The following is a 25,835-nucleotide window of genomic DNA, read 5'->3' as shown; positions in this document are numbered from 1 at the left end:
CCCCTCCGTCACTTCTTATCTCTTTTATAAAAAGGTGTGGCAGCTATAACTGCTTTCAGCCGTTTGCCACGGATTTCAACTTCTACCTCATTGCCAAGCTCCGCATATTGGGTCTTGATCAGGGCGAGGCCGATGTTCTTCTTCAGGGTCGGTGATTGTGTGCCTGTCGTCACTTCGCCGACCTGCTCTCCATCCGCCAGCACCGGATATCCGTGGCGCGGGATTCCCCTGTCAATCATTTCAAGCCCGACCAGCTTTCTCGGCACACCATTTTCTTTTTGCTGCTTGAGGACAGGCTTGCCGATGAAATCTGCTTCTTTATTAATCTTTACAGCAAAACCGATCCCGGCTTCAAGGGGGGTAATGTCTGGCGACAGCTCCTGCCCGTACAGCGCAAGGTTTGCTTCAAACCTCAGGGTGTCGCGGCAGCCGAGCCCGCAAGGCAGCACACCTTCTTCTTTTCCGGCTTCAAGGATATCATTCCAGATGCTTGAGGCATCATCCGAATGGCAGTAGATCTCGAATCCATCTTCGCCCGTATAGCCGGTGCGGGAAACGAGCGCTTTCTTTCCATTCAGATCCACGTCACTGCTGAATTTAAAAAAGCCAATTTCGCTTAGATCCTTTTCGCCTGCAAGCTTCTGGAGAATCCCTTCAGCTGCAGGTCCCTGCAAAGCAAGCTGGGCAGTCTGATCAGATAGATTCCTGATGTCAGCGCCGTCAATCAGATGATCTTCAAGCCACTGATAATCCTTTTCTATGTTTGCCGCATTGACAACCAGCAGATAGTGATCATCCTCGAATTTATACACAAGCAAATCGTCAACAGTGCCGCCGCTTTCATAGCACATCGCGGTATATTGTGCACCGCCGCTTTTGAGCTTGGAGATATCATTGGTCATCATTTTTTGCAGAAAATCCTGGCTGGCTTGCCCTTTCACTTCTATCTCTCCCATATGGGATACATCAAACAGGCCTGCTTTTGTTCTTACGGCTTCGTGCTCATCTTTGATGCCAGTGAACTGCACCGGCAGGTCCCAGCCGCCAAAATCGATGGTTTTTGCTCCAAGCTTCCGGTATTCCTCATATAATGGTGTACGTTTTAGCTGTGACATTCACTTGTCCCCCTTGATCCAAATAATAAATACAAGATTGCTAACCATGAGGCTTGAACGCCTGAAGGTTTTGGGCACGAAAAAAGGACAGAGAAATCCCCCGTTCCTAACGAGGGTCTCTGTCCTGGCACCTGAAAGTTTACCTTTACCGGTTTTCCCCTTTGGTGGCTTCCTAAATGAAGCACTCTCCAGAGCCGCGTCCAACAAGGGTTCTTTTGCCTGAGAGATTCACATGAATGCTTGCTCCTTCGGCGCTGTATACACAGTCTCTCCCCTTATTCTCATCCGCATTTATAATTTTTTCCAATATGGCCATACTATTCAATGAAGAATCCGCAGCATGCTGCTGATGGCCGTTCGGAGCCAAAATTTGTTTAATGACAAATTTCGAAACATTCAAAGCTATTATCATCCTACCATCCTATTTCAGATTGGGCAATATATAATTTGAGACGCTTCTTTTTACCCGCAGGACTCCCCGGGGGCATTGCCAAGAGGGGCTTAACTACAAGCGAAGGAGTGTTTTACCATGCCAGTCCAGATCGATTTTGATTCTACATGGCAAACCGAGTTTCTATCAAGAATATCCAATGACGGACCTTGGGGGAATTGGGAGCTTTACAGACTTGCTGCAGAGGTCGAGCAGCATACCATCATCCCCGAATTCAATGGCCTCCAGGCTCCGGGGCACTTGCCGGACCTGACGCCGCTTCCCCACCAGCTGGAAGTTGCCAGGCAGGTAGTTGAGAATATGAACGGAAAAGCGATACTGGCCGATGAGGTCGGGCTCGGAAAAACAATTGAAGCGGGACTGATACTAAAAGAATATATGATTAGGGGTCTCGTGAAAAAAGTCCTTATCCTGGTTCCAGCCTCTCTTGTCACCCAGTGGGAAATCGAGCTGAACACAAAATTCTACATACCGGCAGTTGCCCAGCGCAAGGCTTATGTGTGGGAGCAGTGCGATGTGGTGGTATCTTCCATAGATACAGCCAAAAGGAATCCGCACCGCGACATCATTTTTTCACTTGATTATGATTTGATTATCATCGATGAAGCTCATAAGCTGAAAAACAGCAAAACGAAAAACTATGAATTTGTCCAGAGCCTGAAAAAGAAATTCTGCCTTCTCCTTACTGCTACACCGATCCAGAACAGGATAAGCGAGATTTTCAACCTCGTTTCTCTCTTGAAGCCTGGCCATCTGGGTAATGAAACAGCTTTTTATGAAAAATATAAGAAGGATTCACGCTCGCTCGATGACAATGCCCACCTGAAAGAGCTGGTCAATAAAGTGATGATCCGGAACAGGCGGGCTGATACCGGGATTGAATGGACAAAACGGCATGTAGAAACCATCCCGATTGAATTTTCCAAGGAAGAAAGAGATCTGTACGAATCTGTTACAGAATTGAGAGGGGAAGGAGATTGGGTCAATTCAAGCCAGTTCTCCGTCATGACCCTGCAGCGCGAGGCCTGCAGCAGCCGGGAGGCAGTCTTTTATACGCTCCGCAATATGGTTTCCAGGCAGGAGGCCCCTTCTGATATGTTTCAGGAACAGATTCAGTTCCTGGTCAGCAAAGTGGAGAAGGTTCAGAGAAATTCTAAAGCAGAAAAAGCGCTCGAGCTTATCAAAGGCATTGACGATAAGGTCATCGTTTTCACAGAATACAGGGCGACCCAGCTTTACCTCCAATGGTTCCTGAAGCAGCACGGCATCAGTTCTGTCCCTTTCAGGGGCGGTTTCAAAAGGGGTAAGAAGGATTGGATGAGAGAGCTGTTCAAGAACAATGTCCAGGTCCTGATTGCGACAGAGGCCGGAGGTGAAGGGATCAACCTCCAATTCTGCAACCATATTATCAATTATGACCTGCCATGGAATCCGATGCGCCTTGAACAAAGAATCGGAAGGATCCACCGTTTGGGCCAGGAAAAAGATGTGATGATTTATAATTTCGCAGTCAAGGATACTGTTGAAGAACATATTCTCAAATTGCTGTATGAGAAGATTCATCTGTTTGAAAAAGTCATCGGGGAGCTTGATGATATCCTCGCCAAGCTTGAGTTCGGAAGCATCGAGGACCATCTGACTGATATTTTTGGAAGATCGGCTTCAGAGGGAGAGATGAGAATCAAAATGGAGAACTTGAATAGCATGATACAGCTTGCTGAAGAAATGAAGGAGGGCGGCGCACATGCAGCAGCAGGAAATACGTAAATTCCTGGCACGCTATTTTACCGCAAACGGCTGTGATATCACTGAGGAGGGGCCCGGCTATATGACAGTCCAGCTGACAATTGAGCTTGATAAAGAGCTGATGAACCGTCCTTTCTACTGGCATTATCTTGAAAAAACCGGAGGCATCCCGAACCCGATGAAGCTGACGTTCATTACTAACCGGCAGCTTGCGCCTCCCGACTTGAAGGGAGAAACGATCCATTTCGGTTCTCCGCGCCTGCATCAGATATTTCAATCAGCACGGAGCCTTGCAGGCTACATCCGTCTGTACGAACAGCATTCTTCCCCGCCGGGCAGGCAGACGCCTTTAAGGCCGTGGCTTTGCATGAATGTAAAAATTTCTTATCAATGCGACCGGAAAAGAGATGTATTCAAATCGATCGGTCTGCAGCTGCTCAATGGCCAAATGGTTGAAAACTTCCATGACCGCCTGCTTCAGCTGCAGCTTACACCGAAGATCCCCGACTATTCGTTTACATTGTCGCCTCTGATCATGCCAAAGAGCGGCATCAGCAGGATCGAAGGATTCCTGAAGTCGCAGATTGATTCAGAGGAGCACGGCTGGGCTGACGAGGCAAGGGAACGATGGAAGAAGGATCTTGATCTGCTTGAACATTTTTATGAAGATATGGAAGAACGGAACGAGACCTACGAAAATGAAAAAACCGCCCTGCAGGAGCAATATGAGCCAAAAGTCAATGTCAGCATCGTGAATGGCGGGCTTTTCTATCTGACAGATACGGCCGTTTAGGCAGAAACAGCATGGCTTTCACACATTTTCGATGCCTGTCCGGTATTCGCCGCTCCTCTTATCCTGCTGCAGCATAAGCTGGTACAAGATAAGGGAGTATCTTAAGGCTGTACTTCCTTATCATCACCCCTGGATAGTTTCCAGTATATACTTCTTCATCTCCCGAAAAAAATAAGAGAAGTGCAGGCCCGGCCCGCACTTCTCTTTTTTTATTTCCGGCATATCATACTCCCCGCCGCCGGACTGGACCATACACTCCTATTTCTCAGGCCAGGCTCCTCATAACGCCTTTTTCTATTGCCGTTTTGCCGCTTTACCTTTTTTCAGCCCAGCCAGCAGTGCATATGGGATGATTCCGAACCATTTGAATAGGAACGGCTCTTTTTCATCCTTGCGGCTTTCCTTCTGTTTTTTCCGCTCATCCTTCGGCTGGTCCATATACTTCACAAAAGTCTGGGTGACATATTTCACATAATCATTGGTTTTCATCGGACACACCTCTCTTTAGTCAAAGTATGTCCCGGCCGTCAGCTTTTCAAACACAGCTGCGCTTCTGCCGTGATGGAACCGATTGTCCTCCCATCAGTCTCAATAATATGGTCGGCAGCTTCCTTATACAATGGAAGCCTCGATTGATAGAGAACTTTTACTTTCTGTTCAAGCCCGCCCTCGAGCAGCGGACGTGCCGTATCAGCAGCAAGCCTTTTAATTGTTTCCTCAGGAGAGGCATGCAGGAACAGGACAGTCCCGGTGTTTTTTAGAAGGTCGCGGTTTTCCTTCCTTAAGACGACACCTCCCCCTGTAGTGACGATGATGTCCCTTGCCGACAAACGCTTCAGCATTTGCGTTTCCAGCTTACGGAAATATTCCTCGCCTTTCTGGGCAAACATCTCCTTGATGCTGATGCCTGCTTCCTTTTCTATTTCCTCATCCATATCAACCGCAGGCTTCCCAAGAACACAGGAAAGCTCTCTGCCGACAGTGGTCTTCCCCGCTCCCATAAAGCCGATTAAGTAGATTGTATTCATCAGGCGGATCTCCGTTCACTTTTTTTCTGTCCATTTTATCATTTTTCCGCGGTCTCTGTCATAAAACGCATATGAAACAATCGGTTTCCGGGATCCTATCGCCAGGGTAAAGGAGATTTCGAAGAGAGAGCCCGCCAGTTCTGTCATTGTATATGTCACAGTCCCTTCTTTAAATATAAAGCTGCCAGGCTGGAGGGTTTCATCCTCCTCCACATCCGCCAGGTGCCTCTCAAGCCTTTTGACAGAGCTGAGCAAATAATAATCCTGTTTGAGGATTTGTTCTTTTTCGTTCAGCAATTCTGCTTCTGACACATTCTGCCCCAGCAGGATAAGAAGCGATAAGCAGGAAGCCAGAAGAATGCTCAGAGACACAGGAAAAGCAAACCCTTTTTCATTCCGGAGCATTCTGGTTCACCTCTATAAATGGCACAATCACTGTGTGAAAATTTTCCCCGTTGCGGCTTTGCGCCTCTACGAGAAGGCTCTTGCCCTGAAAGGAAAACGAGGCCGCCTGGATATTCTGCAAAACCACTTCATGCCCTTGCCCGTTGACTCTCCTTCTTAGATTGCTGCCGTACCTTTCAAAGCTGACAGACTCACCGCTCCCCGCAAGCGTCAGCCGCCCTTCATTTACTTCAATATTTACGCTCATATGAACCTCTTTTTTCAGCTGTGCAGAAAAGATTTCCCATTCCATTCTTTGAAGCCTCATTTCCGATGCTTCCCCATCAGCCAGGTATCTGAGCGAAAGAGGGAGCAGTGAAGCAATGATGAGGAAGATGCTAAAGCCGAAGAGCATCTCAGCCAGCGTAAAGCCATTATTCCTTAAAATAAATGTCACAAATTCTTTCGTGTTTCCCGTTCTTTTTCTCATAGTGAACACAAACCTCCACACTCAGTCCATCCAATTCCATCTCCTCTATGGGATAGGCTTCATGGTGAAGCACAGAATGGGCCGATCCCGCAGCTTTCATCTGAAGATATTCATATAAGGCCTGCACCGCTTCAGAGCTTTTTCTGTGTTCCTCCGCCTGGTCTGAGGCATGGAGGAACAGCGGAAACAGCACACAGGCAGAAACGAGCCAGGCAGACAGGCTGAGGATAAGCTCCGCAAGAAAGAAGCCTTTATTCTTTAACAATATAAAACCTTCCTTTCCCTATTAAAAACGTGATCCTGTATGTTTCCCCGCCGGCTTCGGCATACAGTGAACCGAAGCTGCTTACATTCCCGCTTGGGAGAAAACGGAAGGATAACTTCATTGTATCTTCGTATATGGCGATATCCTCCTCATAGCTTCTGTCGATAATAGCGGCAGAATTGGGCGGGGTGGCGATATAACGGTTTTCGTCCGGAAATATATAAAAGGAAATGGTCTCCTGGCGGGAAATCGCATATTGCTGTGCGAAAAAGAGGTCTGATTGAAGCTGAGACAAAAACAGCCTGCTTTCAAGCCGGCTTGCCTGAGGGACGATATAAACAGCAGCCAGAGAAGAGACCAGAAGAAAAATTGAGAAGATAAGCAGTGTTTCAACGAGCGTGAATCCACTTTCACCTTTAGCCATTATTCAGCTGCGTGACCTCCCCATCCGCACTGATAGAGATGCTGCTGCCGTTCGGACAGGATGTTTCGCCTTCTTTTAAATATCCCTCGCTTACAAGCTCCTCTACTCCCGAAGGATACTGTTTATGCTCTATCTCATATGACTGGACCTGGGCCTGGACCATCTTGATGTAAGCCTCGCAGCCTTTGCTGTTGATCTTGGAATTATGCTTGGTGATATTCGGCACGGTTATGATGAGCAGGACAGAAATGACAAGCAGGACGATCATCATTTCAATAAGGGTAAAACCTTTTTCGTTTTTCACTATTTCATCTCCTTTATAAACCATTTAGTAAATGAAACATGGGGAGCATCACGGCCAGATACATGGAAATCACGAGGGCGCCGATGAGGGAGAATAATACTGGCTGGACGATTTTGAGGCCTGAAGTGACCTTCTGCTCGAATGCCTCCATGCAGTGGATGCTGTAAAACCTCAGCTCCTGTCCAAGCTTGCCGTTTCTCTCGCCATGGCGGATGATTTGGCACAGATCTTCCTGGAAAAAAGCAAAGCCGGACAAAATATCATCCAGTTTCTCCCCGGTTCTGAGCCTGATTTTTATGGATTCCCCCAATTCACTGTAAAAAGGCTGCTGGGGATTTCGCTGGAATAAGAGGAGAGCCTCAGAGACTGAGAGCCCCCCTCCTAGCAGATAGCCAAGCTGGGCCGTGAAATACTGGGTATAAAACAGCCGGAGCAGTGGGCCGGCTGCAGGGAGCATGGCAAGGAGCCGTTTCTGGTCCATCTGGGGAAGATGCCTGAACCTGAAAGAATAATACAATAATGAAGCTGCAGCGAGGGCAACGAAAAGGACAGCAAAAATGGGGAACAGGGTCCCTGCAAGCATTACCGCTTCAGTAAAGAGATTTGTGTCTAAATCCATGGAAGAAAAAAGCGAAGTAAATCTGGGGAGAAGCGTCTGCTGGACAAAGAAAAATAGAATAGATGTGGCTGACATCAGAAACAGCGGATAATAGAGGATTTTTCTCAGGCTGCTGATTTCCTTGCTTCTTTTCTCCATGATAGCGCTTCCGTCTATAAAGGCTTCTGCAAGGCCGCCATGCTGCTCGGCAAAATAAACATAGCCGATCAAAGTGGGGTTGAAATTGAGGTTTGAGAGGACCCGGTAAAAAGGATGGCCCTCTTTTAAATCATTGAGACTATCTGAAATTGCTGCTTTTCTGTAATCAGGCAGATGATAGGCCAGGGATTCGATTGCTTCGCTGAGCGGGTAGCCCCTCTGCAGAAGTTCGCCTGTCCTCTTCAGGAATCCCGCCTGTTCGTCCAGCGTCCATTTACGAGTCCTCATTATACACCCACCGATCCATTTCAGCCTCCTTAATATACCCCAGCGCAATTCCTTTGAGAATGGCGTTCTTCAGAGTAGGATACTGATAGACGCTCCCTTCCCCTCTGGCCTCCTTCATGACCGCAGAAAGGGCTTTGCCTGTCAATAATTCAAACACACTCGCCCTTTTTCCCGCAGCGGCACCCCGGCAGTGAGGCGGACAGGTACCGCTGCAATACGGGCATGACAGCTCCACGAGACGCTGCGCTGTTACAGCTATCAGGGTCTGCTCAATTTCCTGCCATCCTACCCCGAACTCACCAAGCCGGTATATAGCACCCTTGGCATCCCTGGTGTGCATCGTACTCAGCACAAGATGTCCTGTCAGCGCTGCCCGTACGGCAATTTCAGCTGTCTCTGCATCGCGTATCTCACCGACCATAATGATGTCCGGATCATGCCTCAGGATGGCCTTCAGCCCTGAAGCATATGACACGCCCGCCTTTTCATTTACCTGCACCTGAAGTACGAGGTCGCTGTCCTTCTCGATCGGATCCTCAAGCGTGATGACATTTCTTTTGAATAAGGATGAAGTTTCATGCAGGAGGGAATAAAGGGTAGTTGTTTTTCCGCTGCCGGTCGGCCCGGTAAACAGGACCAGCCCATGGGCATGCTTCAGCAGTGCCAGGAGCTTATTCGACATAGCCGGAAACAGAGAGATCTTTGAAATGTGGATATTGTCTTCCTGGGGAAGGATGCGGATGACCAGGCTTTCATGATGGGAAGAAGGAAGGGTGGACAATCGGAGGCCAATCAGCTTCTGATCAATCTCCAGTGAATACGCGCCGCTTTGCGGGCGCCTGCGGTCGCCGATATCCATTGAAGCAGAGAACTTGAAATGGGCAATCAGCCTCTCACAGTCATCAGTCGGCAGAACCTGCCGCGATAAGAGCCTGTCAGCGATCCTGAGCTGGACCAGGGTATCATGCCTGCGCGGGAGGATGTGGATATCCGAGGCATTTCTCCTGACCGCATCACATACGATACTGTCGGCCAATCTTTCAATTTTACTCAACCATATAACACCGCCTTTCTTTGGGATAATACTTATTTCGACAGTTCCTGCAAATGTCCTCCTGATATTTTTATTTTTTTTGCATAGGACTTCCGTTTTTCCATATACTATTTTTACACAGCAGCATTGGGCTATAGCCAAGCGGTAAGGCAACGGACTTTGACTCCGTCATGCGTTGGTTCGAATCCAGCTAGCCCAGTTTCAGAAGGCAGAAAAAGGGGAATCAGCATGGCTGATTCCCCTTTTTCTGTTCAGCTGCTAAGCTTCAGCGGTTCTTTCCTGCTGGCAATCCCCTTTAAAGCATCGGGATTATAGCCGACAACCAGCTTTTTCCCGTCAGTCAGAATGGGCCTTCTCAGCAGCTTCGGCTCTTCCACGATCATTTTGACAACCTCTGACAGGGAGAGTTCATTCACATCAATGTTCAGATTTTTAAAGGTGCTGCTGCGAGTGGCCAGAACCTCATCAAGGCCTTCTGTTGTCAAAGACAGGATCTCAAGCAGTTCTTTGCTGGATGGAGTTTCGCGGAACAGATGCCTTTCTGAAAAGTCGATTGAGTTTGCCTTGAGCCAGCTTTTGGTCTTTCGGCATGATGTACAGCTCGGGTACGTGAAGAAAGTCAGTTCATTCATTTTTATCCCTCACTTTTCTGGTTTTTTAGTTAGTTAGTTTGTTGTTAAATGAATTGTACATCATTTGTATAACCTTTGTACAGTATTTTACACTCCTTATTTAATACTTTTTTGTGAACTTTTTTCTAACATTCATTTTTGCCTTACCTGTTTCTGCTGCCGCTGTATTATAATGGAATTGGATCGGTGGAGGTGATGAAATGGATCAAACGTTAAAGGTGACAAATGTGCTGGCAGATCCAACCCGCTATCATATTTATCAGTTCATAACAAAGAAGCACAGCGACGTCACTGTCCAGGAGATTGCTGAAAACTTCAGCATTCATGCGAATGTTGCCCGCCTGCATCTGTCTAAATTGGAAGATGCCGGTTTATTGGTTTCCAAATCCGGCAAGACGGGAAAAGGGGGAAGGCCAAGCAGGCACTATAAGCTCTCCGATGAATTGATCCAGATGAATTTCCCTTTCCGGGATTTTCAGCTGCTTGCAAGAATCTGCATTGAATCAATGATGGGCCTCGGTGATGCCGGCAAAAAAGCCCTGAAGGAGACCGGAAGAAATTTTGGCAGGGAGCTCCTTATACAAGAATTGAACAGGCAGGAAAAAAAAGAGGAAGACCTTTCTTTTGACGAAAGATTCTTCTTGCTTAAGGGTGCGGCCATGGCGGCCGGTTTTTTCCCGGAGTTCAGCATGAATCCGGAAAAAACTAAAATATACTTCCAAATTTACAACTGCCCTTTTAAAGAGGTGGCAGCCAAACATCCGGCAGATGTGTGCGACATGCACTTCGAATACCTGCAAGGGATGCTCAGCGCACTTTTTCCTTCTGCCGAACTGGCTGAAACGGAAAATATCATGAATAACTGTAAATCGTGCTCATACTATGCAGCGGTTACAAAGTAACAGCAAAGAGTTGTTTACTTTTTAATAAGAATTACTTTATAATATGGTAGTGATTGAACTGCTTGCTTTAAAGGAGGGATACATATGGATCGCATGTACAGAGTATTGGGATTCTGGACGGGCATTTTTGCTGTCATGTTCTTCTTGGGGGACATGTATACAACGTCTCTAATCTTCTTCGGCCAAACAGGATTTTTCCTGCTTCTAAGCTATTTAAAGCTTTCCGAACGTATGTATATTTATATTTTTGGCGCTTATTTAACCGTTTTCTTTGTTGGCTTCACCTACTGGTCAACTTTTATGATGACCCCAGGAGCCGGTGGGCACTAAAGTGCGCAAAAGAAAAAGCGATGGAATTCCCATCGCTTTTTTTATTTCAAGTAAAATTATATAACTCCGATTACTGTCCACAGCTGCATTTCTTAACGAAGCAAGGCACTTGCACTCTTTCTATCCTTCACCCAGCCCTTTCGTCTGCACGATGCTATGAAAGGCAGCACTCATCCCGGAAGGCAGGATCAGCTGCCTGATCGCCCGGTTCCGCCTGCTGGCTGCAGAAAAGGGATCAGGATCGTCATGATTTAGCAGATCCTCCAGGATGCCGCAGGAAAGTAGGAATTCATCCTGCCTGTACTTCCCTTCAAATTTCAAGTCCCACTTCTCTCCCTCTCGGATAAAAGAATCGAAATGGACATGGCTTGTTATGTCCATTTTGCCGGGGCTGCGCAAGAAGTCATCGATCAGCCTGTGATTGGAATAGCCCCTCAAGCTTCCTCTTTTCCTGGCAGGGTCCATCAATTCTTCATCTGTATATCCATAATCCACAGTCAGGACAATCCCCTTCTGAAGCATTTCAGAAATGGAAGATATTAATCCAATCATCCTTAAAGGGATTTCCAGTCGCTGATTTTCTTTTAGCTTTAAACCGTTTTCCCTTATGTAGGACAGCACAGAAGGATCCCCAAGGGGAACAGCTTCTTCCTTGAGCTCCCCGCTTTCCATTGCTACCATAACTTCCATCATACGCCCCTGCTGTTTTTCAACCACTCTGACCGGCAGGGCATCGAATAATTCATTAGAAAAAATCAAACCGCAAAAAGGCTTAAGTTCCTCGAGAGAATCGACCTGCTGCACACGGGCTCCTATAAGAGAAGACTGCAGGCCTTTATGATATGGGCTTTCTTCTTTGACAAAATATGTGACAGGATCCCCGGACAGTTTATTCCACTCGTCAATGAATGCTGAAGCAAAACGGCCGTCCCCTGCCCCGATTTCACAGACACGGGAAGGGAGTCCCCGCTCCTGCGTTTGGCGGAAGTACCATTTGGCTACCGCCCTTCCATATATATCAGAAATATTTGATGTGGTGATAAAATCCCCGTTACGCCCGATTTTCGGCTTGGGTACCATATAATAGCCTTTATTTTCGTCGTATAGTGCGATATCCATAAACTGCTCAGCCGTTATCCTTCCCGATGGGCTGCGGCTGATGATTTCAGTCAAAAGTTCCAGCACCCTTCATCCCCGCCTTTTACTTGATAGCTCAGAATCCATTAAGGAATGGATTGGAATCCATTTCCTGTCCAATGTAAGTGGCAGGCCCGTGGCCGGAGAGGACCAGGGTATCCTCCGGCAGTACCAGAAGCTTGTCGTGGATGCTCTTCAGCAGCTTTTCCTGGTTTCCGCCGGGAAGGTCTGTCCTTCCTATGCTTCCGCTGAACAAAGCATCACCTGAAGCTACCAGGCTTGCTTCCGGAAAGTAGAATGAAACACTTCCAGGCGAATGGCCGGGTGTCTCAATAATTTGGAACGAAAACGCGCCGATTTTCATTTCCTGATCTCCTGCAAGAAGATTATCCGCAGGCTTGGCAGTGACCTTGCCCATCCTGAAAAACTGTGAGCCGTTCAGGGAAGGATCACGCAGCCATGAGGATTCCTTTTTATGAAGATAAGCAGGACAGCCGAATTCTTCCCTGATTTCATCCAATGCACCAATATGATCAAAATGGGCATGTGTCAGCAGGACAGCAAGCGGCTTCAGCTTATTGCCCTTAATATACCCTGCCAGCTTTGACGCTTCACCACCCGGATCTATAATCAGGCAGGTTCCATCCTCTCTTGAGAGAACATAGCTGTTTGTCTGAATCGGTCCTAAAGGTATCTGTTTCCACTCCATTATATAAAGCCTCCAGTTGAACATTTATTTATGTATATTTTACACTATTACTAATACCACCTAAAGCTGATTGCATAAAGAGGATAAAAATAAACCGGGGGGATGCTGAATTGAAGATTTTTTATGCTGCTGAGGCTTCAAGCCTTATCGGGGAATTGCCTGAGTTTGATCTGCTGCTCAGAAATGAAACAAGCCTGAAGGATACAGCGGGCACCCTATATTTGTTCGAATCTGAACAGGATAGGGAGACAGCGGTCTTTTTGCTGAAAGAAGGGCATCTGTTCGAAGACCGGCACCTCCTCATATACCTGGAAGATGCCATTATGGGGGAACATTTTGATGATTGCGGAACCATTTCAGAAAATGGGGAATATTATCTTTGGATGGAGCTTGTTCGCCCATTTGCCATAACAGCCGGGGAGGCGGCCCAGCGGGAGATGGCCCTGCTGCAATTTGAAGAGCATCTGGCTGCATCGTCTTCTCTCACGTGCGGGCGCGTTTATTTTATCGGGGTACACCTGGAGGAGCTGGCTTTAGGGATTGCAAGGGCATACGACATAGAAGTGTCATTTTTAGACCTCGACAAATTGGGTATATAAAATATATAATAATAACGAATGTAAACCATTACTTACATACAGATTTTACTAATCTGATCATACGATAAAGGGGGCTTTTCAACATGGGCTTGGTCATTGTCTTTGCTTTAGTTTCATTGCTTGCAGCATACGGCACCTTCTCTGCGCTTAAAAATAAGAATCTCCTGGGAATTGTGTTCGGAGGAGGCTCTTTTGCCGTTTTCGGCTGGTTTGCAGTTATGACCCTTATCCACCACGGTTTTCCGGCGGCACACTAATGCATTGAAAAAAGCTTCTGCCCTGCAGCAAGCTTTTTTTATTTTCACAGAAAAACAGGACTGCTTGAAAGCAGCCCTGTTACTCTGTTATTCCAATCCCTCCAGGCGGCTTTGCACCCTCGCTACCTTGTCTTCCATCTTTCTTGCAACATCCCGCCTGTCATCAATACGGATGTTGGTTGCAGCACGTACAAGGCCTTTTTCAAACGGCACTTCATGCATGGCTTCGATAACCTTGAATAAATCCGGCAGCTCTCCTTCAATAAGCGTGCTCATAGGGGTCAGCTCAAACCTGATCAGCCCTTCGCTTTCAAACTTCTGCAGGACTCTTTGAATATCTGCCACATATGCACTGACACTTGGCGAACCAGTTCCGATCGGAATGATTGTTACATCTGCAATAGCCACTTACATCACTCTTTCAATCTTATTCAAAGCCTCTATAGCGCATAGAGGATTCATTTTGTATTGTAGACCTTTCCTTTTATAAACAAAAGGGAAAACTATTCTTTTTTCACAAGATCAACTGTTGTTTTATCAGCCATATTCAGAAGCTTTTCAAAATAAAACCCGTACAGGCACCAGCTGCCTTCTGGAGCGCAGCTCAAAGGCTCGTTTTCCATCTCCTCGAAAATGGTATCCTTTATCTGTTCATCAGGACTGTAGCTGATCAGCCTGAAACCTTCTGCGTATGCATCTGCTTCTGTACTGTAGAGCGGTTCAAAGGTATAAAAATGACCGGCGGATTGATCGTATGCATAGTAAGGAACCAGCCAATCTGAATATCTTGTTAAATGAGGCATCGAAAAAGAAGATACACGCCGGAAGCCCCCGTCATAGAAGGTATACTCAGCCATCCCTTCCTGTTCCTGATCGACAGAAAGCGCCACTATCCCTTCAGGCAACGCTTCTGCTTTAATCAGATCATCAAGGACAGTTTTGGCCTCTCCATCCAAAAGCCCCATCGTTTTCATAGGAGCAAAGAGAGAAGGGCTTTGCTCGCTCCAATCCAGATAAAACAAATCGTCCTTGGATATCCATTGGGCAAAAGGCTCTGGCAATCCGATTTTTTCAAGCAGATTCCCGCTGATTTGAAAATGGTAAACCTGGAATTCCCAATCCTCATTAAACACAGAGAGCAGGAGGCTGTTCTCATCAAAAGGATTCCATTCAACTGCAAGCTCATACAGCTCCATCGTTTCTTCAGCTAATTGGGCTCCTTCATGATCAATGATGGTAAGGGTTCTTTCATTGCCTGCCGGTGACTGGATGAGCAGATATTTCCCTGATGGGCTGACTGTTACAGCCGCAATCGGTTCCTCATCCTCATAGATTGTTTGCTGCTTCCCTGTTTTAATATTATGGGTAATCACTTTTGTTCCTTCCTGTTCCGCAACAGTAAAGGCAAGTATGTTCTTTCCAACCCATCCGTTGATGGACTGGATTTCCCCCTCTTCGACGGTTACAGGCTTCACCTTGAATTTTTCTTCCTGGTCTCCCTGCCCCTTGCCAGCTGTCTGGGCCGAATGACCTTTCCCATTTTCCCCGCCATCCCGGCTGGCAGGCTCGGGGCTGCACCCGAATAGGATGAGTGTGGATAAAGCAAATATAAACAGGAATGGGCCTAAAAACTTAAAAAATGGGTGAGAGTCTTCATGTTTCATTCCACACATCCTTTTTCCCTTCTGAGCCATAAATGGTTTCAAGTAAATTTATCTTTTATATTACAAATATATTATATTTTAATAACAAAAATTTTTAAACCGATAATCGGCGAATATGTGAATTACATATATATGGAAGCGAGGAAGATACCGAGCGTCTCTTCATATATTTCATCAAACTGCGACAACGGAAGCGGGTTGATCCCTTTTCCCAGTTCGATCGTGAAACCGGGCCTCTGGAATTCTTTTATAAACCAATCCTTGTATCCTGCAAAACTGTCCACATACTGGATGGCCTCATAGCCGCTTACCCTTGCAAACTCGCTGGCAAGCGCGGCAGATTCAGGCGGTTCCAGACCCTCATATCCCCAATAGAACTCCTCTCCCTGGGTATGATAGGCAAGAATCCTTCCAAATTCCCGCTCCCTTGCAAGTGCTGCCATCGCCTGAGCCTCTGGCTCTGTTAAAGGGGCAGTCCCTGGAAAATCCCTTGGTGCAGGAGCCTTTTCTTCTGTCCGCTCTTTTTCTACTTCCCACTTGGCGGGAAATTGATTGTTCAGGTCCACTCCCCGGATATTGGCTTTCCAGCCTGTAAAATCTGTGCTGCCCCTGTTGATTTCTGCCAGTTCTGCTTCCATTCCTCCGGGAGGCCCTTCCAGGACCAGGTTTACCCCATCCGGGTTTACCATCGGTACGATGGATAGATCGACTGAATCATATAAAGGAAGTGTGCTGATGCCCCTTATGGGCGTGCTGTTGGTTAGAGATAGCAGGAATGTGTTCAGTTGGAGCATTAATACAGATGATGTGATCCATTCATTGGCATGGAATGAAGCATTCAGGTGCACCTTCTTGCTCCCATTGCCGAGCCTGATTTCATATAGGGTTTTCCCGAGGACGCTTTCCCCTGCTGAACCTATCTTTATGAAGGGAAAGATGTCGGCAAGCTCCCTGATGTCATTTTCAAGCTGGTCAAATGTATATTTTATCCGCCCATTTACGACTGGGGAAACGGCCCTCACAGGAATCAGTATTTCCTCTCCGGGCTGTATCCTGTTTGGATTGACATCCTGGTTCAGGAGAAGCAGCGCATCCACTGAAAGGCTGCGGGACGCGCTTATTTTCCAGAAGGTATCATTTTCGCGGATTATATAGGATTGTACAGTAAAGCCGGGAATCGCTATTTCCTGGCCGATTTGCAGCATTGCCGGATCCATTCCAGGGTTGGAGTCAGCCAAAAGCCCTGCTGGAACCATAAAAAGACTGCTGTAATACCAAAGCGTATCGCCTGATCGGACTGCTACTTTCATGAAGATCCCCCTTTCCATCTTCTCATATGTATGACAGAAAGAGGCCCATCATTACGGTCTATAAAAGAAGGGCTGCATTTTTTCTTTGCAGCCCCTTTTTCCGTGTGATTCAGTTATCGCCCTTTTGTTTAATATACGGAGAATCCTCATAAAACCTCAGGAGGTCGCCATAAATAATTTTATCGGAATATTCAAGTTCATTTTTTGCTTTCTCTATATACGGCTCACAGGCTGCAGCGTCCGCCGGTTCAGCGGTTTCCTTGCTGTAGCAGGTGTCCCTTGTATAAATGTAGTCTTTTGTAATGAAGCTGCCATCCCTAAGCACCGTAAACTCCTGGCGGTCATTTGCAAACAGATCTGATCCAAAATCGATGTCATCCCTGGTGTCTATGCCAAGGAGATGGAGTATAGTCGGCTTTATATCGATCTGCCCGGACACTTTCGAAATCGTTTTTCCCTCCTGGCCGGGAATGTGTATGATGAGAGGGACCCGCTGCAGCTGGGTGCTTACAAACGGAGTAACCTCTGTGCCAAGGAACTCTCCCATCGCTTTATTATGGTTCTCTGAGATGCCGTAATGGTCACCATAAAGGATGATGATGGAATCTTCATATATCCCCTCATCTTTAAGCTTCTGAATGAAATTTTTAATGGCTTCATCAGTGTAGCGGACAGTAGGGAAATAGTTATCAACCGTTTTGTTGCCGGAAGTATATGGTTCAATGAACTGATCTTCTTCCCCAAGCTCGAAGGGGAAGTGGTTGGTCAGCGTGATGAACTTTGCATAATAAGGTTCAGGCATTTCTTTTAAGTGCTGTATTGACTGTTCGAAGAAATCGATATCTTTCATCCCCCAGCCGACTGAATTGGTTTCAGTCACCTCATAATCCGGAAGAGAATAAAACCGCTGATAACCAAATGAATCATACATGATATCCCTGTTCCAGAAGCTCTTATTGTTGGCATGGAGTGACGCTGTGTAATATCCGTTCTGATTCAGGATTTCAGGAGCAGCGGCAAATTTATTCCCGGAATGGGTGAAAAATACTGCTCCCCTGCTGAGCGGATAAAGGGAATTATCCACAAGGAATTCAGAGTCAGATGTTTTCCCTTGTGCTGTCTGATGGTAAAAATTATTGAAATAGTAGCTTTCTTTTATGAAGTCATTCAGAAAAGGTGTGATTTCCTGCCCGTTGACTTTTTCATTTATGACAAAATTCTGGGTGGATTCCATTGAAATGAGAATGACATTCTTCCCTTTGGCAATGCCGAACATACCATCCGCCGGGGCAACGTAGCTGGCGCGGGCATAATTTCCTATGTCCGCCAATTCGCTCCCGTCAGCCAAGGCCCGCTGTGCTGAGGATTTTGACTGCAGGAACACATCGTAAATATGATAATTATAGGTGCCGATATTCTTGACCAGCATTTCCCTGTCAAAGGTACGTGTCAGCAGCTGGGGACGCTCGGTTTCTGCAAGCCCTAAATTAAAGAAGGCAATGGCAACGGCAGCCAGGAAGAATGCCCTCCGGTTCTTTTGGGAATGTTCGCGGTACACCAGTGCCTGGGGTCTGAACATCATGATGATGGCCAGAATAATAAAATCTGCAAAATAAAGCAGATCAGTCAAATTAAGCAGCTCGCTTACACTGCTTCCAAGATCGCTCATATTGCTCGTTTGGAACAGAACCGGGACTGTCAGGAAATCATTGAAAAACCGGTAAAAGACCACATTTGCAAAAAGGATGGCTGATATAATGAAACTGGAAATTACAACATACCTGACTTGATTTTTCTTCTTTAGAAAAAGTCCGAATCCCAGCACAAACATTAAAAAGCTAAGCGGATTGATCAGCAGGATTAATTCCTGTTTGAAGTTCTCAATTTTTATATCGAAGCTAGTTTTATAGGCGATATAGGTTTTAAGCCAGAGCACTGCTACCGCAAATCCAATCAGGTTAAGCGCAGGCCATCTTTTATTCCCCATGATCATACCTCCCTGCATTGCCGATTGAAAGACAAGCGTATGCTAAATTATGGAAGATCAACAAAGATAATCTTAATGCTTTCTCAATAAAAAATCAATTTTACATTTACATTCTGAATGTATAATAGGTTATTGGCTGATTCCTTCTTACCCATCTTATTAGACGTTTCAAACAATGAAAGGTTTCCGGTTTGTCCTGTTCTGCCAAAAATGCTTCTATAGTCCGATGACTGTCTCCCGCCATAGGGGGACTTTTTACTATGCTATTATGGTTTCCTTTTTCCCAACCTTAAATCCTCCGGTTTTCTTTACAAAAAAAACCTTCTGCGCAGGCAGAAGGCTTTTTATAATCATTTATTTTTGATAAGCCAGGCAGCGCCAATGACTCCGGCGTCATTGCCAAGAGTGGCAATATCAATTGACGTGGACACCGCAACCCTTGGAAAAGCAAAACGGGCAAACTGAGCTTTGACAGGATCCAGCAGTATGCTTCCGGCTTTGGAAACGCCGCCGCCGAGCACGATCTTCTCAGGGTTGAGTGTATTGGCAATATTGGCCAGCACAAGCCCCAGATGGAAGGAAACTTCTTCAATAACCTTGCCGGCTGTATCGTCTTCCTGTCTGGCTGCATCGAAGACATCTTTAGCAGATAAGAATCCATTATTCCTGTGCAATTCATGCAGCATGCCTTCATCTTGTCCCTTTTTCATCTTGTCCAGCGCAATCCTCACAATACCAGTAGCCGAAGCGATCGTCTCCAGGCAGCCGGTTTTGCCGCAATTGCAGGGAGCCCCGCCTTCAGGAATAGCGGCAATATGACCAATTTCCCCGGCCGCTCCGCTTGTTCCCTGTACTATGTCGCCGTTGGCGATTACCCCTCCGCCGACTCCAGTTCCGAGTGTGACACATACAAGGTCTTTAGCGCCGTCCCCGGCACCCTTCCACATTTCACCCAGCGCGGCACAATTGGCATCATTATCTATGATGACCGGCAAAGAGGTTTCCACTTCAAGCAGATCCTTTAAAGGATAATTATCTTTCCAGCCAAGATTTACAGTATTATAAACGACACCTGAAGCAAGATCTACCGGGCCGGGCGCTCCCATTCCAATGCCGGCAACATTTTCCTTGCTGTGATCCAGTTCTTCAAGCTTCTGATCAATTGCTTTGGCAATATTAATGGTGATATTCTTGCCATAATTAGAATTATCAGTCGGTATCTCCCATTTATGAATGATTTCTCCGTAAAAATTCAAAAAAGCCAATTTGGTTGTCGTTCCTCCCAAATCCACTCCGATCAGCCATTTTTCAGCCATTATTGTCACCTTTTCCTTCTATCGTTTGTTTTTAAGCTGCAGCTGCCTTTCGTGCCTGACGAGCAAAAGAGCAGTCTGAAAATCCTTTGGATCAATCAGCTGGGACTGCCGGAGCTCCATCAGCTCCTCTTCCATCAGCTCAAGGTCAGCCGACCTGTCTCCAATATAAATGAAGGTCCCATACTTTTTTAGAAATTGCTGTACATCATAAATGCTTTTCATTCTCAACCCTCTTACTATTGGTTTGCTTTCATATTTTTGCAGCGGTTACATCAAAAGTATAATCGAAAAACATAGCTATCTCAATGGAAAACAGCAGCTTGAGATCTTTTTAAGGCTGAACAAGACAAACGGCTCAGCAGGCAGCAGCTCAAGCAGCCTTCCAGAACAGATGGGCCGGGGGATAAGCTTTTTCATATTGCACCAAACCAAAAATACCATGTTGATTCATCAGCAATGATAATTAGAGTTTCAACAAATAAGCCCAGCAATTTGGATACAAAAAAAACCCCTCACATCAAGAGGGGCTTTGCCAATATCCAATGTATCTTTCAACGATCAGGATCTTTGGGATGAAGAAACCGCGGACGCCTGTTTTTCAGGGGAATCGGCGATCTTAGCAGCACATCCCTGAATGCCCTTAAGTTGAACGGAAGAAACGGCCAAAGGTAAGGGACACCAAATGAATTGATTCTCGCAAGCATAAAGATAAGGAATGTTACCGCAAGCATGAATCCATATTCATGGAATGCTGCTGTGGCCAGCAGCAGAAATATTCTGACAAGCCTGTTGGCGAGGCTCATTTCATAGCTTGGAGTTGAAAAGGTGCCGATCGCTGCAATGGCGAGGTACAAAACTACCTCATTGATGAACAGCCCAACCTCTACGGCCACCTGGCCGATCATCAGGGCGGCGACAAGCCCCAAGGCTGTCGCAAGGGCGGAAGGAGTATGTATGGCAGCCATCCGAAGCATATCAAGTCCAAGCTCAATGATCAAAAACTGAAGGATAAGAGGCAGCTCACCCACTTCATTCGGTCCGATATAGGCAAGGTTTTCCGGGAGCAATTCAGGCTTTACGGCCAGCAGATAATAAAACGGCAGCAGGAAAATCGACGCCCAGACTGCAAGAAAACGGACAAATCGCAGATACGCTCCAATCATCGGCTTGTTCCTGTATTCTTCTGCGTGCTGAAGATGGTGCCAGAAGGTGGTCGGGGTTATCATCACACTTGGCGAGCCATCGATCATAATGCATATATGGCCCTCAAACAAGTGGGTCGCTGCCGTGTCGGGGCGTTCGGTATACCTGACCATCGGAAACGGGTTCCAGTGCCTGCCTGAAATGAACTCCTCAATCGTTTTTTCAGCCATCGGGAGGCCGTCTGTATCAATCTTTGATAGAGCTTCCTTTATTTTCTTCACTGTATCCGGATCAGCAATGTCCTCGATATAGCTGACCACAATATCAGTCTTTGACCTTCTCCCCACCTGCATATATTCCATGCGCAAAGTACGGTCCCGGATCCGCCTCCGTGTTAATGCTGTATTGAAGACAAGGGTTTCAACGAACCCGTCCCTCGATCCCCTGACCACTCTTTCCGTATCAGGCTCCTCCGGCCCCCTGACAGGATAGGTCCGCGCATCAATCAGGATCGCTTTGTCCACGCCATCTGCAAATAATGCTGTGGGGCCAGACAGTACAGCATCCACGACCTTGTCAAGATCATCCAGAGTCTCTACCTCAACATACGGGATATAGGTTTTGACAAGCTTTGCCAGGGTGTCCCCTTCCAGCTGTTCTTTATCCAGGCTTGAAAGCAATTTCATCAGATAATGGAGAATATCATCTTTCACAAATCCATCAACCAGATACAGTGCCATTTCCCTTTCAGCATATTCCACATTCAGCTGAATCACATCAAAGCTCTTATCAACCCCGAGCGCTTCTTTCAGATAGGCGGTATTTTCCCGGAGAACGGGGCTGACATGCTTTTTCGTTCCTTCCATCACAACACATCCTGACAGTATAAACATCTTATTCCAATCAATAGTCTCATCATAGACAATGGATGGAAAAAACATACCATGCCGGGAAATTATCCAGTTCATCTTTGAGGAAGATATACTTGAGCAGTTAACCATTACGGACTGGCATACTAAAAAGGTACAGCCCTACTCGAGCTGCACCTCATTACCTGTGATTTCTTCCAGCAAAAGTCTATAACCCTCTTCAGAGGGGTTCAGTTCAATTGCCTGTTCTGCATATTCTTTGGCCTTTGCAGTATCCTGCTCATTATAGGAAATGACGGCAAGATAGTAATACGCCCCATCCAGATCAGGCTGTTCAGCGACAAGCTCTTCAAGCCTGTTCCTTGCCTTCTCTGCTTCTCCTCTCTCCAGCTCCAGATAAGACAGAAGCAGCCGCATTTCAGCAGAAGAACTTTCTGAGTTTTCCACCCTTTCACTAACAAGGCTGTACGCTTTATCATATTCCCTGTTCTTGGTGTATTCCTGCGCCATTACAAAAACAGATTCCTCATCAAGCTCCCTGTCAGGACTGAAGCCATAGGAGAGCCCTGAATAAATGACGGCAGATGCCAGTACAAGGAAAAGGAGCTGTATACCGAATCTTCTTTTTTTAGGCAAATGGACCATACCGGCTGCAAGGAAGCCTCCTGCAAGGCCGCCAAGATGACCGGCATTATCGATGCCCGGTACAGAAAAACCAAAAAGCAGATTGATGCCGAGTACAATCAGGATGTTCAGCCCCATGGTCCTGAAGAATAATTTGGGCTGAATCAGGCCGAAATAGAGAAGTGCACCGAAACAGCCAAAAATGGCTCCGCTCGCACCCGCAGAAACACTTGAGTTGAACAGGAAGCTGGCCAGGGCGCCCATGAAACCTGCCAGAATATAAATGAACAGGAACCGTGTGCTTCCATATATCCTTTCTACAGCTGTTCCCAGATAATAAAGGGCCAATGTATTCATGATCAGATGCAGCAGACCGATATGAAGCACAATCGGTGTAAAGAAACGCCACCACTCACCTTCTAGAATGAGCGGATTGTATTTTGCCCCATATTCAATCAGCACTGAGGTTATCTCGCTTCCTCCATTAGCTTCCAGCCAAAAGAACATGGCTACCTGGATAAAGATAAAAAGGTAGGTGAAAATCGGTCTGCCCTGATTAAAAACAGCCTTATCTGCTTTCACTTTATCAGCTGCATTTCCCAGGGCAGCACGCTTTACGTTTTCTACTTCTGCTTCTTCATACTCCTGCTTTAAGTCAAATGAAATGGAAGTGCCGAGAAAATCCCCTGCTTTCTTCAGCCCATCTTCATAGCCTGCCCGGTCAATCAGGATATTGGCCACCTTCGTTTTGCCCCCTGCACCAGAAGGCGGATCAAGCCTGAATGTATAATCATCAACCGGCGGATAAGCCGTTATATATATATTGAGGATAGTCAGCTCTCTTTTTCTGACCTGCTTCCTTATGTTTTCTCCATTCGCTGCTGTGAGGTCAATATCGCGCTGGAGCGAATTTCCCCAATCCAGATTTCTCCGCAGCAGCCTGACTACCTGTGTATCCTTGCTTTCCAGTTTTTCGAGCCAGATTTCGTTCTGGTTCTTCGACATCTGCACAAGCCTGTAGTCTTTTTCGGCAATCAAAAAATAGGCCAGCCTCCAAAATAAATAATCTTCCATATATACCAATGCTTCCCCTACTTTCTTTGGCAACTCCGGCGCATTTACCCTCTTACACTATAGGCAATGCCCTCTCCTTTTGTCTAGCACCTGCTCCCGAACGTTCAGCAGTTATACATTTTTTCCTTATTTGCGCCCATCCTAAACAGACTTAAACAAATTGAACGGCATTTTCCCAAAATAAAAAGGCCCTTACTGGACCTTTTTTCGGGCAATTCCGGCAAGCTTACCAGCCTGTGTTTCCGGAAAACACCGATTTCATCATTTTATTCCTTACGCCTGGCACATTCATCAATGAAGTAACAAACAGGCGGCGCAGGACAGAGCTTCCCAGCACTGTATTCACCACTCGAAAACGGTTTTGATAAAGATAATATCCCCCGATGCCAATGGCTAATATGGAAATAATCCGTGACATACATCATCCCTCCTGAGATTATTTTTAACGAAAAACTCCATATTATCCATCAGCATTAAATGTTGCAGCCGGGTGCCTGTATGTATTATGACAGCCAAAGCAGGCAGCCGATCCACAAAAGAGAAGCAGCTGACCCGCTTGCAAAATTAACAGCATCGTTAGTCATCCATCTGAACCCGGAAACCAATTCAGACCTGTTTCCGCAATGTTTGCTTTTTTCCATATCGGCCCCGCAGAATCCACATCTGTATGAAGCCTGCCAATAGGCGCCGATAAAGGTATCCAGTATATTACCGATGCATCCGAACAGAAAGATGGCCATCATATGCTCTGAAGAAAAGGAAAAAAGCAAAGCTGCTCCCCCAGCTATAACCTGCGAGCCTGCTGCACCTGCTGCCGACCCAAGGACGCTTACTGCCCCGGATGTCCCTGCTGATGCTTTTCTCCATGTCCTGATGGAGATAGGGGAGGATTTGCTCAAAGCCCCTATCTCTGAAGACCAGGTATCCGAATTGGCGCTGGCCAGGGAAATAGAAAAGGCAGAAAGCCACAGGATCTGCGGATCAAAAGCGTATATGATGCTGAAGAGTGCAGCAAGCCCCCCATTGGCTGCGACCTGAAGCCAGTTTCTCTGCGCTCCCTTTCCCTGCTTTTCTTCCATCGCTGTTTTTTGTTTCTTTTTATATACCGACCAAAAGCTGGATGTTAAAAAAAACAGCCCCAGAAGAGCCAGCCCCCGCCAGCCGGTCCCCATAACTATGCATATTCCCGCTGCTGCGGCTGCAATGCTCCCTGACGGAGCCAGAAGCCGAAGCTTCAGGCTTAGGAAAGCTGCGAGCAGCACAAAAGCTGCCGGCCATAAAAAATCAAACATCATCAGGAGCTGTAATAATCATATCAATTTTTTTGTCGTGGGGCTCAACAGGCATTTCAGGAACCATTTGCATGCGGAAGGCAAGGGAAATGGTGTCCCCGCCATATCCGGCTAGCCAGCGGTCATAATAGCCTCCTCCGAAGCCAAGCCGCAAGCCGCCGGAACAATAAGCAAGGCCGGGGACAATCATCAGGCCGAATTCCTCCGGCTCAATCTTTTCTGTCAATGCTTCAATAGGTTCCAATAAACCGTAATACACGGATTCCAGCTCGAGGAAGGAAGTCAGCCTCCTGAATTCCATCTTTCTATCCGCAGGAAAGCATTTAGGGACTGCGACCCTCTTCCCTTCCTCCCAGGCGCGGCGGATAATTTGCAGGGTATCCGGTTCAGGAAACCTGGAGACTGTTATCCCGATTGTATCTGCCTTTTTCCAGCTTTCTTCATTATATAGCCTTTGTGCTAGCTGATAGGAATATTGTTCATATTCCTGTTTCGTTATTTCCGAAAGCTTCTCTTTCACTTCTTTCCGAAGCTTATTTTTATCTGCCAAGTCATTTCCTTCCCTTCAGAGCCTTTTTCTTCATCATAGCATAATAGGGGATATGAAGAGGAATATACGGATGAAGAAAAAAAAAGCCCGGACAAGTCCGGACTCTAAAAATGAAAACAAAAAAACAGTGGAAGAATCCACTGTTTATTTTGTTTCGCGGTGCAATGTAACACGCTTCAATCTTGGGCTGTATTTCTTAAGCTCAAGACGATCTGGGTTGTTACGTTTATTTTTTTTAGTAATATAGTTACGATCACCAGTCTCTGTGCAAGCCAACGTAATGTTCACACGCATGTAATTTCCCTCCAAACTATGTTTCATCCTAGTTCGTTCATACGACT

The 25,835-nt window shown here is 46.5% G+C and carries 31 protein-coding genes, 1 tRNA gene and 2 riboswitches; of the genes, 7 read left to right on the top strand and 25 right to left on the bottom strand.

Annotation, left to right across the window (positions count from 1 at the left end; all coding sequences use genetic code 11):
- Nucleotides 1–8: 8 nt before the first annotated feature.
- Nucleotides 9–1,115 (bottom strand): glycine cleavage system aminomethyltransferase GcvT, encoded by a 1,107-nt coding sequence (gcvT, locus tag ABU165_RS02460; protein ID WP_094767072.1) that lies wholly within the window; start codon nucleotides 1,113–1,115, stop codon nucleotides 9–11.
- 117 nt (nucleotides 1,116–1,232) lie between these two features.
- A riboswitch (glycine riboswitch) is annotated at nucleotides 1,233–1,309 on the bottom strand.
- 3 nt (nucleotides 1,310–1,312) lie between these two features.
- Nucleotides 1,313–1,400, bottom strand: a riboswitch (glycine riboswitch).
- Between the two features lie 244 nt (nucleotides 1,401–1,644).
- Between gcvT and ABU165_RS02455 the strand changes: the two genes are divergently transcribed.
- Entirely contained in the window at nucleotides 1,645–3,333 is a 1,689-nt protein-coding gene (locus ABU165_RS02455; protein WP_129612052.1) for a DEAD/DEAH box helicase, read from the top strand.
- The gene (locus ABU165_RS02450) at nucleotides 3,311–4,105 is read left to right on the top strand and encodes a YqhG family protein (protein ID WP_094767071.1); all 795 of its coding nucleotides are present in this window, start codon (nucleotides 3,311–3,313) and stop codon (nucleotides 4,103–4,105) included. Before ABU165_RS02455 ends, ABU165_RS02450 begins: the two co-directional genes overlap by 23 nt.
- 294 nt (nucleotides 4,106–4,399) lie before the next feature.
- On the opposite strand, the gene ABU165_RS02445 is transcribed toward ABU165_RS02450, so the two are convergent.
- From ABU165_RS02445 to comGA, 9 genes are read right to left on the bottom strand one after another with little or no spacing between them, the layout of a single operon-like run.
- Nucleotides 4,400–4,594 (bottom strand): YqzE family protein, encoded by a 195-nt coding sequence (locus tag ABU165_RS02445; RefSeq protein WP_009794920.1) that lies wholly within the window; start codon nucleotides 4,592–4,594, stop codon nucleotides 4,400–4,402.
- 38 nt (nucleotides 4,595–4,632) lie between these two features.
- Nucleotides 4,633–5,133, bottom strand: coding sequence for a shikimate kinase (locus ABU165_RS02440; RefSeq protein WP_129612053.1), 501 nt, complete (start codon nucleotides 5,131–5,133; stop codon nucleotides 4,633–4,635).
- 15 nt (nucleotides 5,134–5,148) lie between these two features.
- Entirely contained in the window at nucleotides 5,149–5,538 is a 390-nt protein-coding gene (comGG, locus tag ABU165_RS02435) for a competence type IV pilus minor pilin ComGG (RefSeq protein ID WP_318059529.1), read from the bottom strand.
- A complete protein-coding gene (comGF, locus tag ABU165_RS02430; RefSeq protein WP_022544181.1) occupies nucleotides 5,525–6,007 on the bottom strand; it encodes a competence type IV pilus minor pilin ComGF in 483 nt (160 codons plus the stop codon). The genes comGG and comGF overlap by 14 nt, the downstream gene beginning before the upstream one ends.
- Nucleotides 5,952–6,272: a hypothetical protein gene (locus tag ABU165_RS02425; protein ID WP_253617977.1), complete on the bottom strand. Its 321-nt coding sequence runs from the start codon at nucleotides 6,270–6,272 to the stop codon at nucleotides 5,952–5,954. The genes comGF and ABU165_RS02425 overlap by 56 nt, the downstream gene beginning before the upstream one ends.
- Nucleotides 6,259–6,696 (bottom strand): competence type IV pilus minor pilin ComGD, encoded by a 438-nt coding sequence (comGD, locus tag ABU165_RS02420; RefSeq protein ID WP_253617980.1) that lies wholly within the window; start codon nucleotides 6,694–6,696, stop codon nucleotides 6,259–6,261. Before comGD ends, ABU165_RS02425 begins: the two co-directional genes overlap by 14 nt.
- Entirely contained in the window at nucleotides 6,689–7,024 is a 336-nt protein-coding gene (gene comGC, locus ABU165_RS02415; protein ID WP_009794914.1) for a competence type IV pilus major pilin ComGC, read from the bottom strand. The genes comGD and comGC overlap by 8 nt, the downstream gene beginning before the upstream one ends.
- Nucleotides 7,014–8,045, bottom strand: a complete 1,032-nt coding sequence (comGB, locus tag ABU165_RS02410; RefSeq protein ID WP_318059530.1) for a competence type IV pilus assembly protein ComGB — start codon at nucleotides 8,043–8,045, stop codon at nucleotides 7,014–7,016. The genes comGC and comGB overlap by 11 nt, the downstream gene beginning before the upstream one ends.
- A complete protein-coding gene (comGA, locus tag ABU165_RS02405) occupies nucleotides 8,032–9,099 on the bottom strand; it encodes a competence type IV pilus ATPase ComGA (RefSeq protein ID WP_253617984.1) in 1,068 nt (355 codons plus the stop codon). Before comGA ends, comGB begins: the two co-directional genes overlap by 14 nt.
- A gap of 127 nt (nucleotides 9,100–9,226) precedes the next feature.
- Between comGA and ABU165_RS02400 the strand changes: the two genes are divergently transcribed.
- Nucleotides 9,227–9,298, top strand: a tRNA-Gln gene (locus ABU165_RS02400).
- A 52-nt stretch (nucleotides 9,299–9,350) separates the two neighbouring features.
- On the opposite strand, the gene ABU165_RS02395 is transcribed toward ABU165_RS02400, so the two are convergent.
- The gene (locus ABU165_RS02395) at nucleotides 9,351–9,731 is read right to left on the bottom strand and encodes a Spx/MgsR family RNA polymerase-binding regulatory protein (RefSeq protein WP_009794911.1); all 381 of its coding nucleotides are present in this window, start codon (nucleotides 9,729–9,731) and stop codon (nucleotides 9,351–9,353) included.
- Between the two features lie 200 nt (nucleotides 9,732–9,931).
- On the opposite strand from ABU165_RS02395, the gene ABU165_RS02390 reads away from it, so the two are divergent.
- Both ABU165_RS02390 and ABU165_RS02385 read left to right on the top strand, forming a co-directional pair.
- A complete protein-coding gene (locus tag ABU165_RS02390) occupies nucleotides 9,932–10,633 on the top strand; it encodes a helix-turn-helix transcriptional regulator (RefSeq protein WP_094767065.1) in 702 nt (233 codons plus the stop codon).
- A gap of 84 nt (nucleotides 10,634–10,717) precedes the next feature.
- Nucleotides 10,718–10,963 carry a DUF2626 domain-containing protein gene (locus tag ABU165_RS02385; protein WP_009794909.1) on the top strand — a complete coding sequence of 82 codons (246 nt, stop codon included), beginning with the start codon at nucleotides 10,718–10,720 and terminating at the stop codon, nucleotides 10,961–10,963.
- Between the two features lie 120 nt (nucleotides 10,964–11,083).
- Here ABU165_RS02385 and ABU165_RS02380 read toward each other — a convergent pair whose 3' ends face one another.
- Nucleotides 11,084–12,148 (bottom strand): class I SAM-dependent methyltransferase, encoded by a 1,065-nt coding sequence (locus ABU165_RS02380; RefSeq protein ID WP_318059531.1) that lies wholly within the window; start codon nucleotides 12,146–12,148, stop codon nucleotides 11,084–11,086.
- Nucleotides 12,149–12,176: 28 nt separating this feature from the next.
- Nucleotides 12,177–12,809 carry an MBL fold metallo-hydrolase gene (locus ABU165_RS02375; RefSeq protein ID WP_009794907.1) on the bottom strand — a complete coding sequence of 211 codons (633 nt, stop codon included), beginning with the start codon at nucleotides 12,807–12,809 and terminating at the stop codon, nucleotides 12,177–12,179.
- 110 nt (nucleotides 12,810–12,919) lie between these two features.
- Between ABU165_RS02375 and ABU165_RS02370 the strand changes: the two genes are divergently transcribed.
- A complete protein-coding gene (locus ABU165_RS02370; protein ID WP_009794906.1) occupies nucleotides 12,920–13,408 on the top strand; it encodes a hypothetical protein in 489 nt (162 codons plus the stop codon).
- Nucleotides 13,409–13,491: 83 nt separating this feature from the next.
- Nucleotides 13,492–13,665: a DUF2759 domain-containing protein gene (locus ABU165_RS02365; RefSeq protein WP_009794905.1), complete on the top strand. Its 174-nt coding sequence runs from the start codon at nucleotides 13,492–13,494 to the stop codon at nucleotides 13,663–13,665.
- 87 nt (nucleotides 13,666–13,752) lie between these two features.
- Here the strand turns inward: ABU165_RS02365 and ABU165_RS02360 are convergent, their stop codons facing one another.
- From ABU165_RS02360 to rpmG, 12 genes are all read right to left on the bottom strand, one after another.
- A complete protein-coding gene (locus tag ABU165_RS02360; RefSeq protein WP_318059532.1) occupies nucleotides 13,753–14,073 on the bottom strand; it encodes an MTH1187 family thiamine-binding protein in 321 nt (106 codons plus the stop codon).
- Between the two features lie 95 nt (nucleotides 14,074–14,168).
- Nucleotides 14,169–15,329 (bottom strand): YqgU-like beta propeller domain-containing protein, encoded by a 1,161-nt coding sequence (locus tag ABU165_RS02355; RefSeq protein WP_318059533.1) that lies wholly within the window; start codon nucleotides 15,327–15,329, stop codon nucleotides 14,169–14,171.
- Nucleotides 15,330–15,451: 122 nt separating this feature from the next.
- Nucleotides 15,452–16,639, bottom strand: coding sequence for a M14 family metallopeptidase (locus tag ABU165_RS02350; protein WP_318059534.1), 1,188 nt, complete (start codon nucleotides 16,637–16,639; stop codon nucleotides 15,452–15,454).
- A 109-nt stretch (nucleotides 16,640–16,748) separates the two neighbouring features.
- Nucleotides 16,749–18,626, bottom strand: a complete 1,878-nt coding sequence (locus ABU165_RS02345) for an LTA synthase family protein (RefSeq protein ID WP_318059535.1) — start codon at nucleotides 18,624–18,626, stop codon at nucleotides 16,749–16,751.
- Nucleotides 18,627–18,976: 350 nt separating this feature from the next.
- On the bottom strand, nucleotides 18,977–19,942 hold the full coding sequence (locus ABU165_RS02340; RefSeq protein ID WP_094767060.1) for an ROK family glucokinase: 966 nt from the start codon (nucleotides 19,940–19,942) through the stop codon (nucleotides 18,977–18,979).
- Between the two features lie 18 nt (nucleotides 19,943–19,960).
- On the bottom strand, nucleotides 19,961–20,164 hold the full coding sequence (locus ABU165_RS02335; RefSeq protein WP_009794897.1) for a YqgQ family protein: 204 nt from the start codon (nucleotides 20,162–20,164) through the stop codon (nucleotides 19,961–19,963).
- 329 nt (nucleotides 20,165–20,493) lie between these two features.
- Nucleotides 20,494–21,951: a spore germination protein gene (locus ABU165_RS02330; protein WP_022544188.1), complete on the bottom strand. Its 1,458-nt coding sequence runs from the start codon at nucleotides 21,949–21,951 to the stop codon at nucleotides 20,494–20,496.
- Nucleotides 21,952–22,116: 165 nt separating this feature from the next.
- Complete coding sequence (locus ABU165_RS02325) at nucleotides 22,117–23,652, bottom strand: rhomboid family intramembrane serine protease (RefSeq protein WP_253617993.1); 1,536 nt, start codon at nucleotides 23,650–23,652, stop codon at nucleotides 22,117–22,119.
- A gap of 226 nt (nucleotides 23,653–23,878) precedes the next feature.
- On the bottom strand, nucleotides 23,879–24,070 hold the full coding sequence (locus ABU165_RS02320; protein ID WP_009794893.1) for a hypothetical protein: 192 nt from the start codon (nucleotides 24,068–24,070) through the stop codon (nucleotides 23,879–23,881).
- Nucleotides 24,071–24,155: 85 nt separating this feature from the next.
- Nucleotides 24,156–24,944: a DUF92 domain-containing protein gene (locus ABU165_RS02315; protein WP_353762519.1), complete on the bottom strand. Its 789-nt coding sequence runs from the start codon at nucleotides 24,942–24,944 to the stop codon at nucleotides 24,156–24,158.
- A complete protein-coding gene (locus ABU165_RS02310) occupies nucleotides 24,937–25,494 on the bottom strand; it encodes a 5-formyltetrahydrofolate cyclo-ligase (RefSeq protein ID WP_318059538.1) in 558 nt (185 codons plus the stop codon). The genes ABU165_RS02315 and ABU165_RS02310 overlap by 8 nt, the downstream gene beginning before the upstream one ends.
- A 144-nt stretch (nucleotides 25,495–25,638) precedes the next feature.
- A complete protein-coding gene (gene rpmG, locus ABU165_RS02305) occupies nucleotides 25,639–25,788 on the bottom strand; it encodes a 50S ribosomal protein L33 (protein WP_022544192.1) in 150 nt (49 codons plus the stop codon).
- Nucleotides 25,789–25,835: the final 47 nt, after the last annotated feature.

Origin of the sequence: Cytobacillus sp. T106, from assembly GCF_040492155.1 — a bacterium.
GTDB lineage: Bacteria > Bacillota > Bacilli > Bacillales > Cytobacillaceae > Bacillus_AB > Bacillus_AB infantis.
This window is presented reverse-complemented; position numbering and strand designations above follow the sequence as displayed.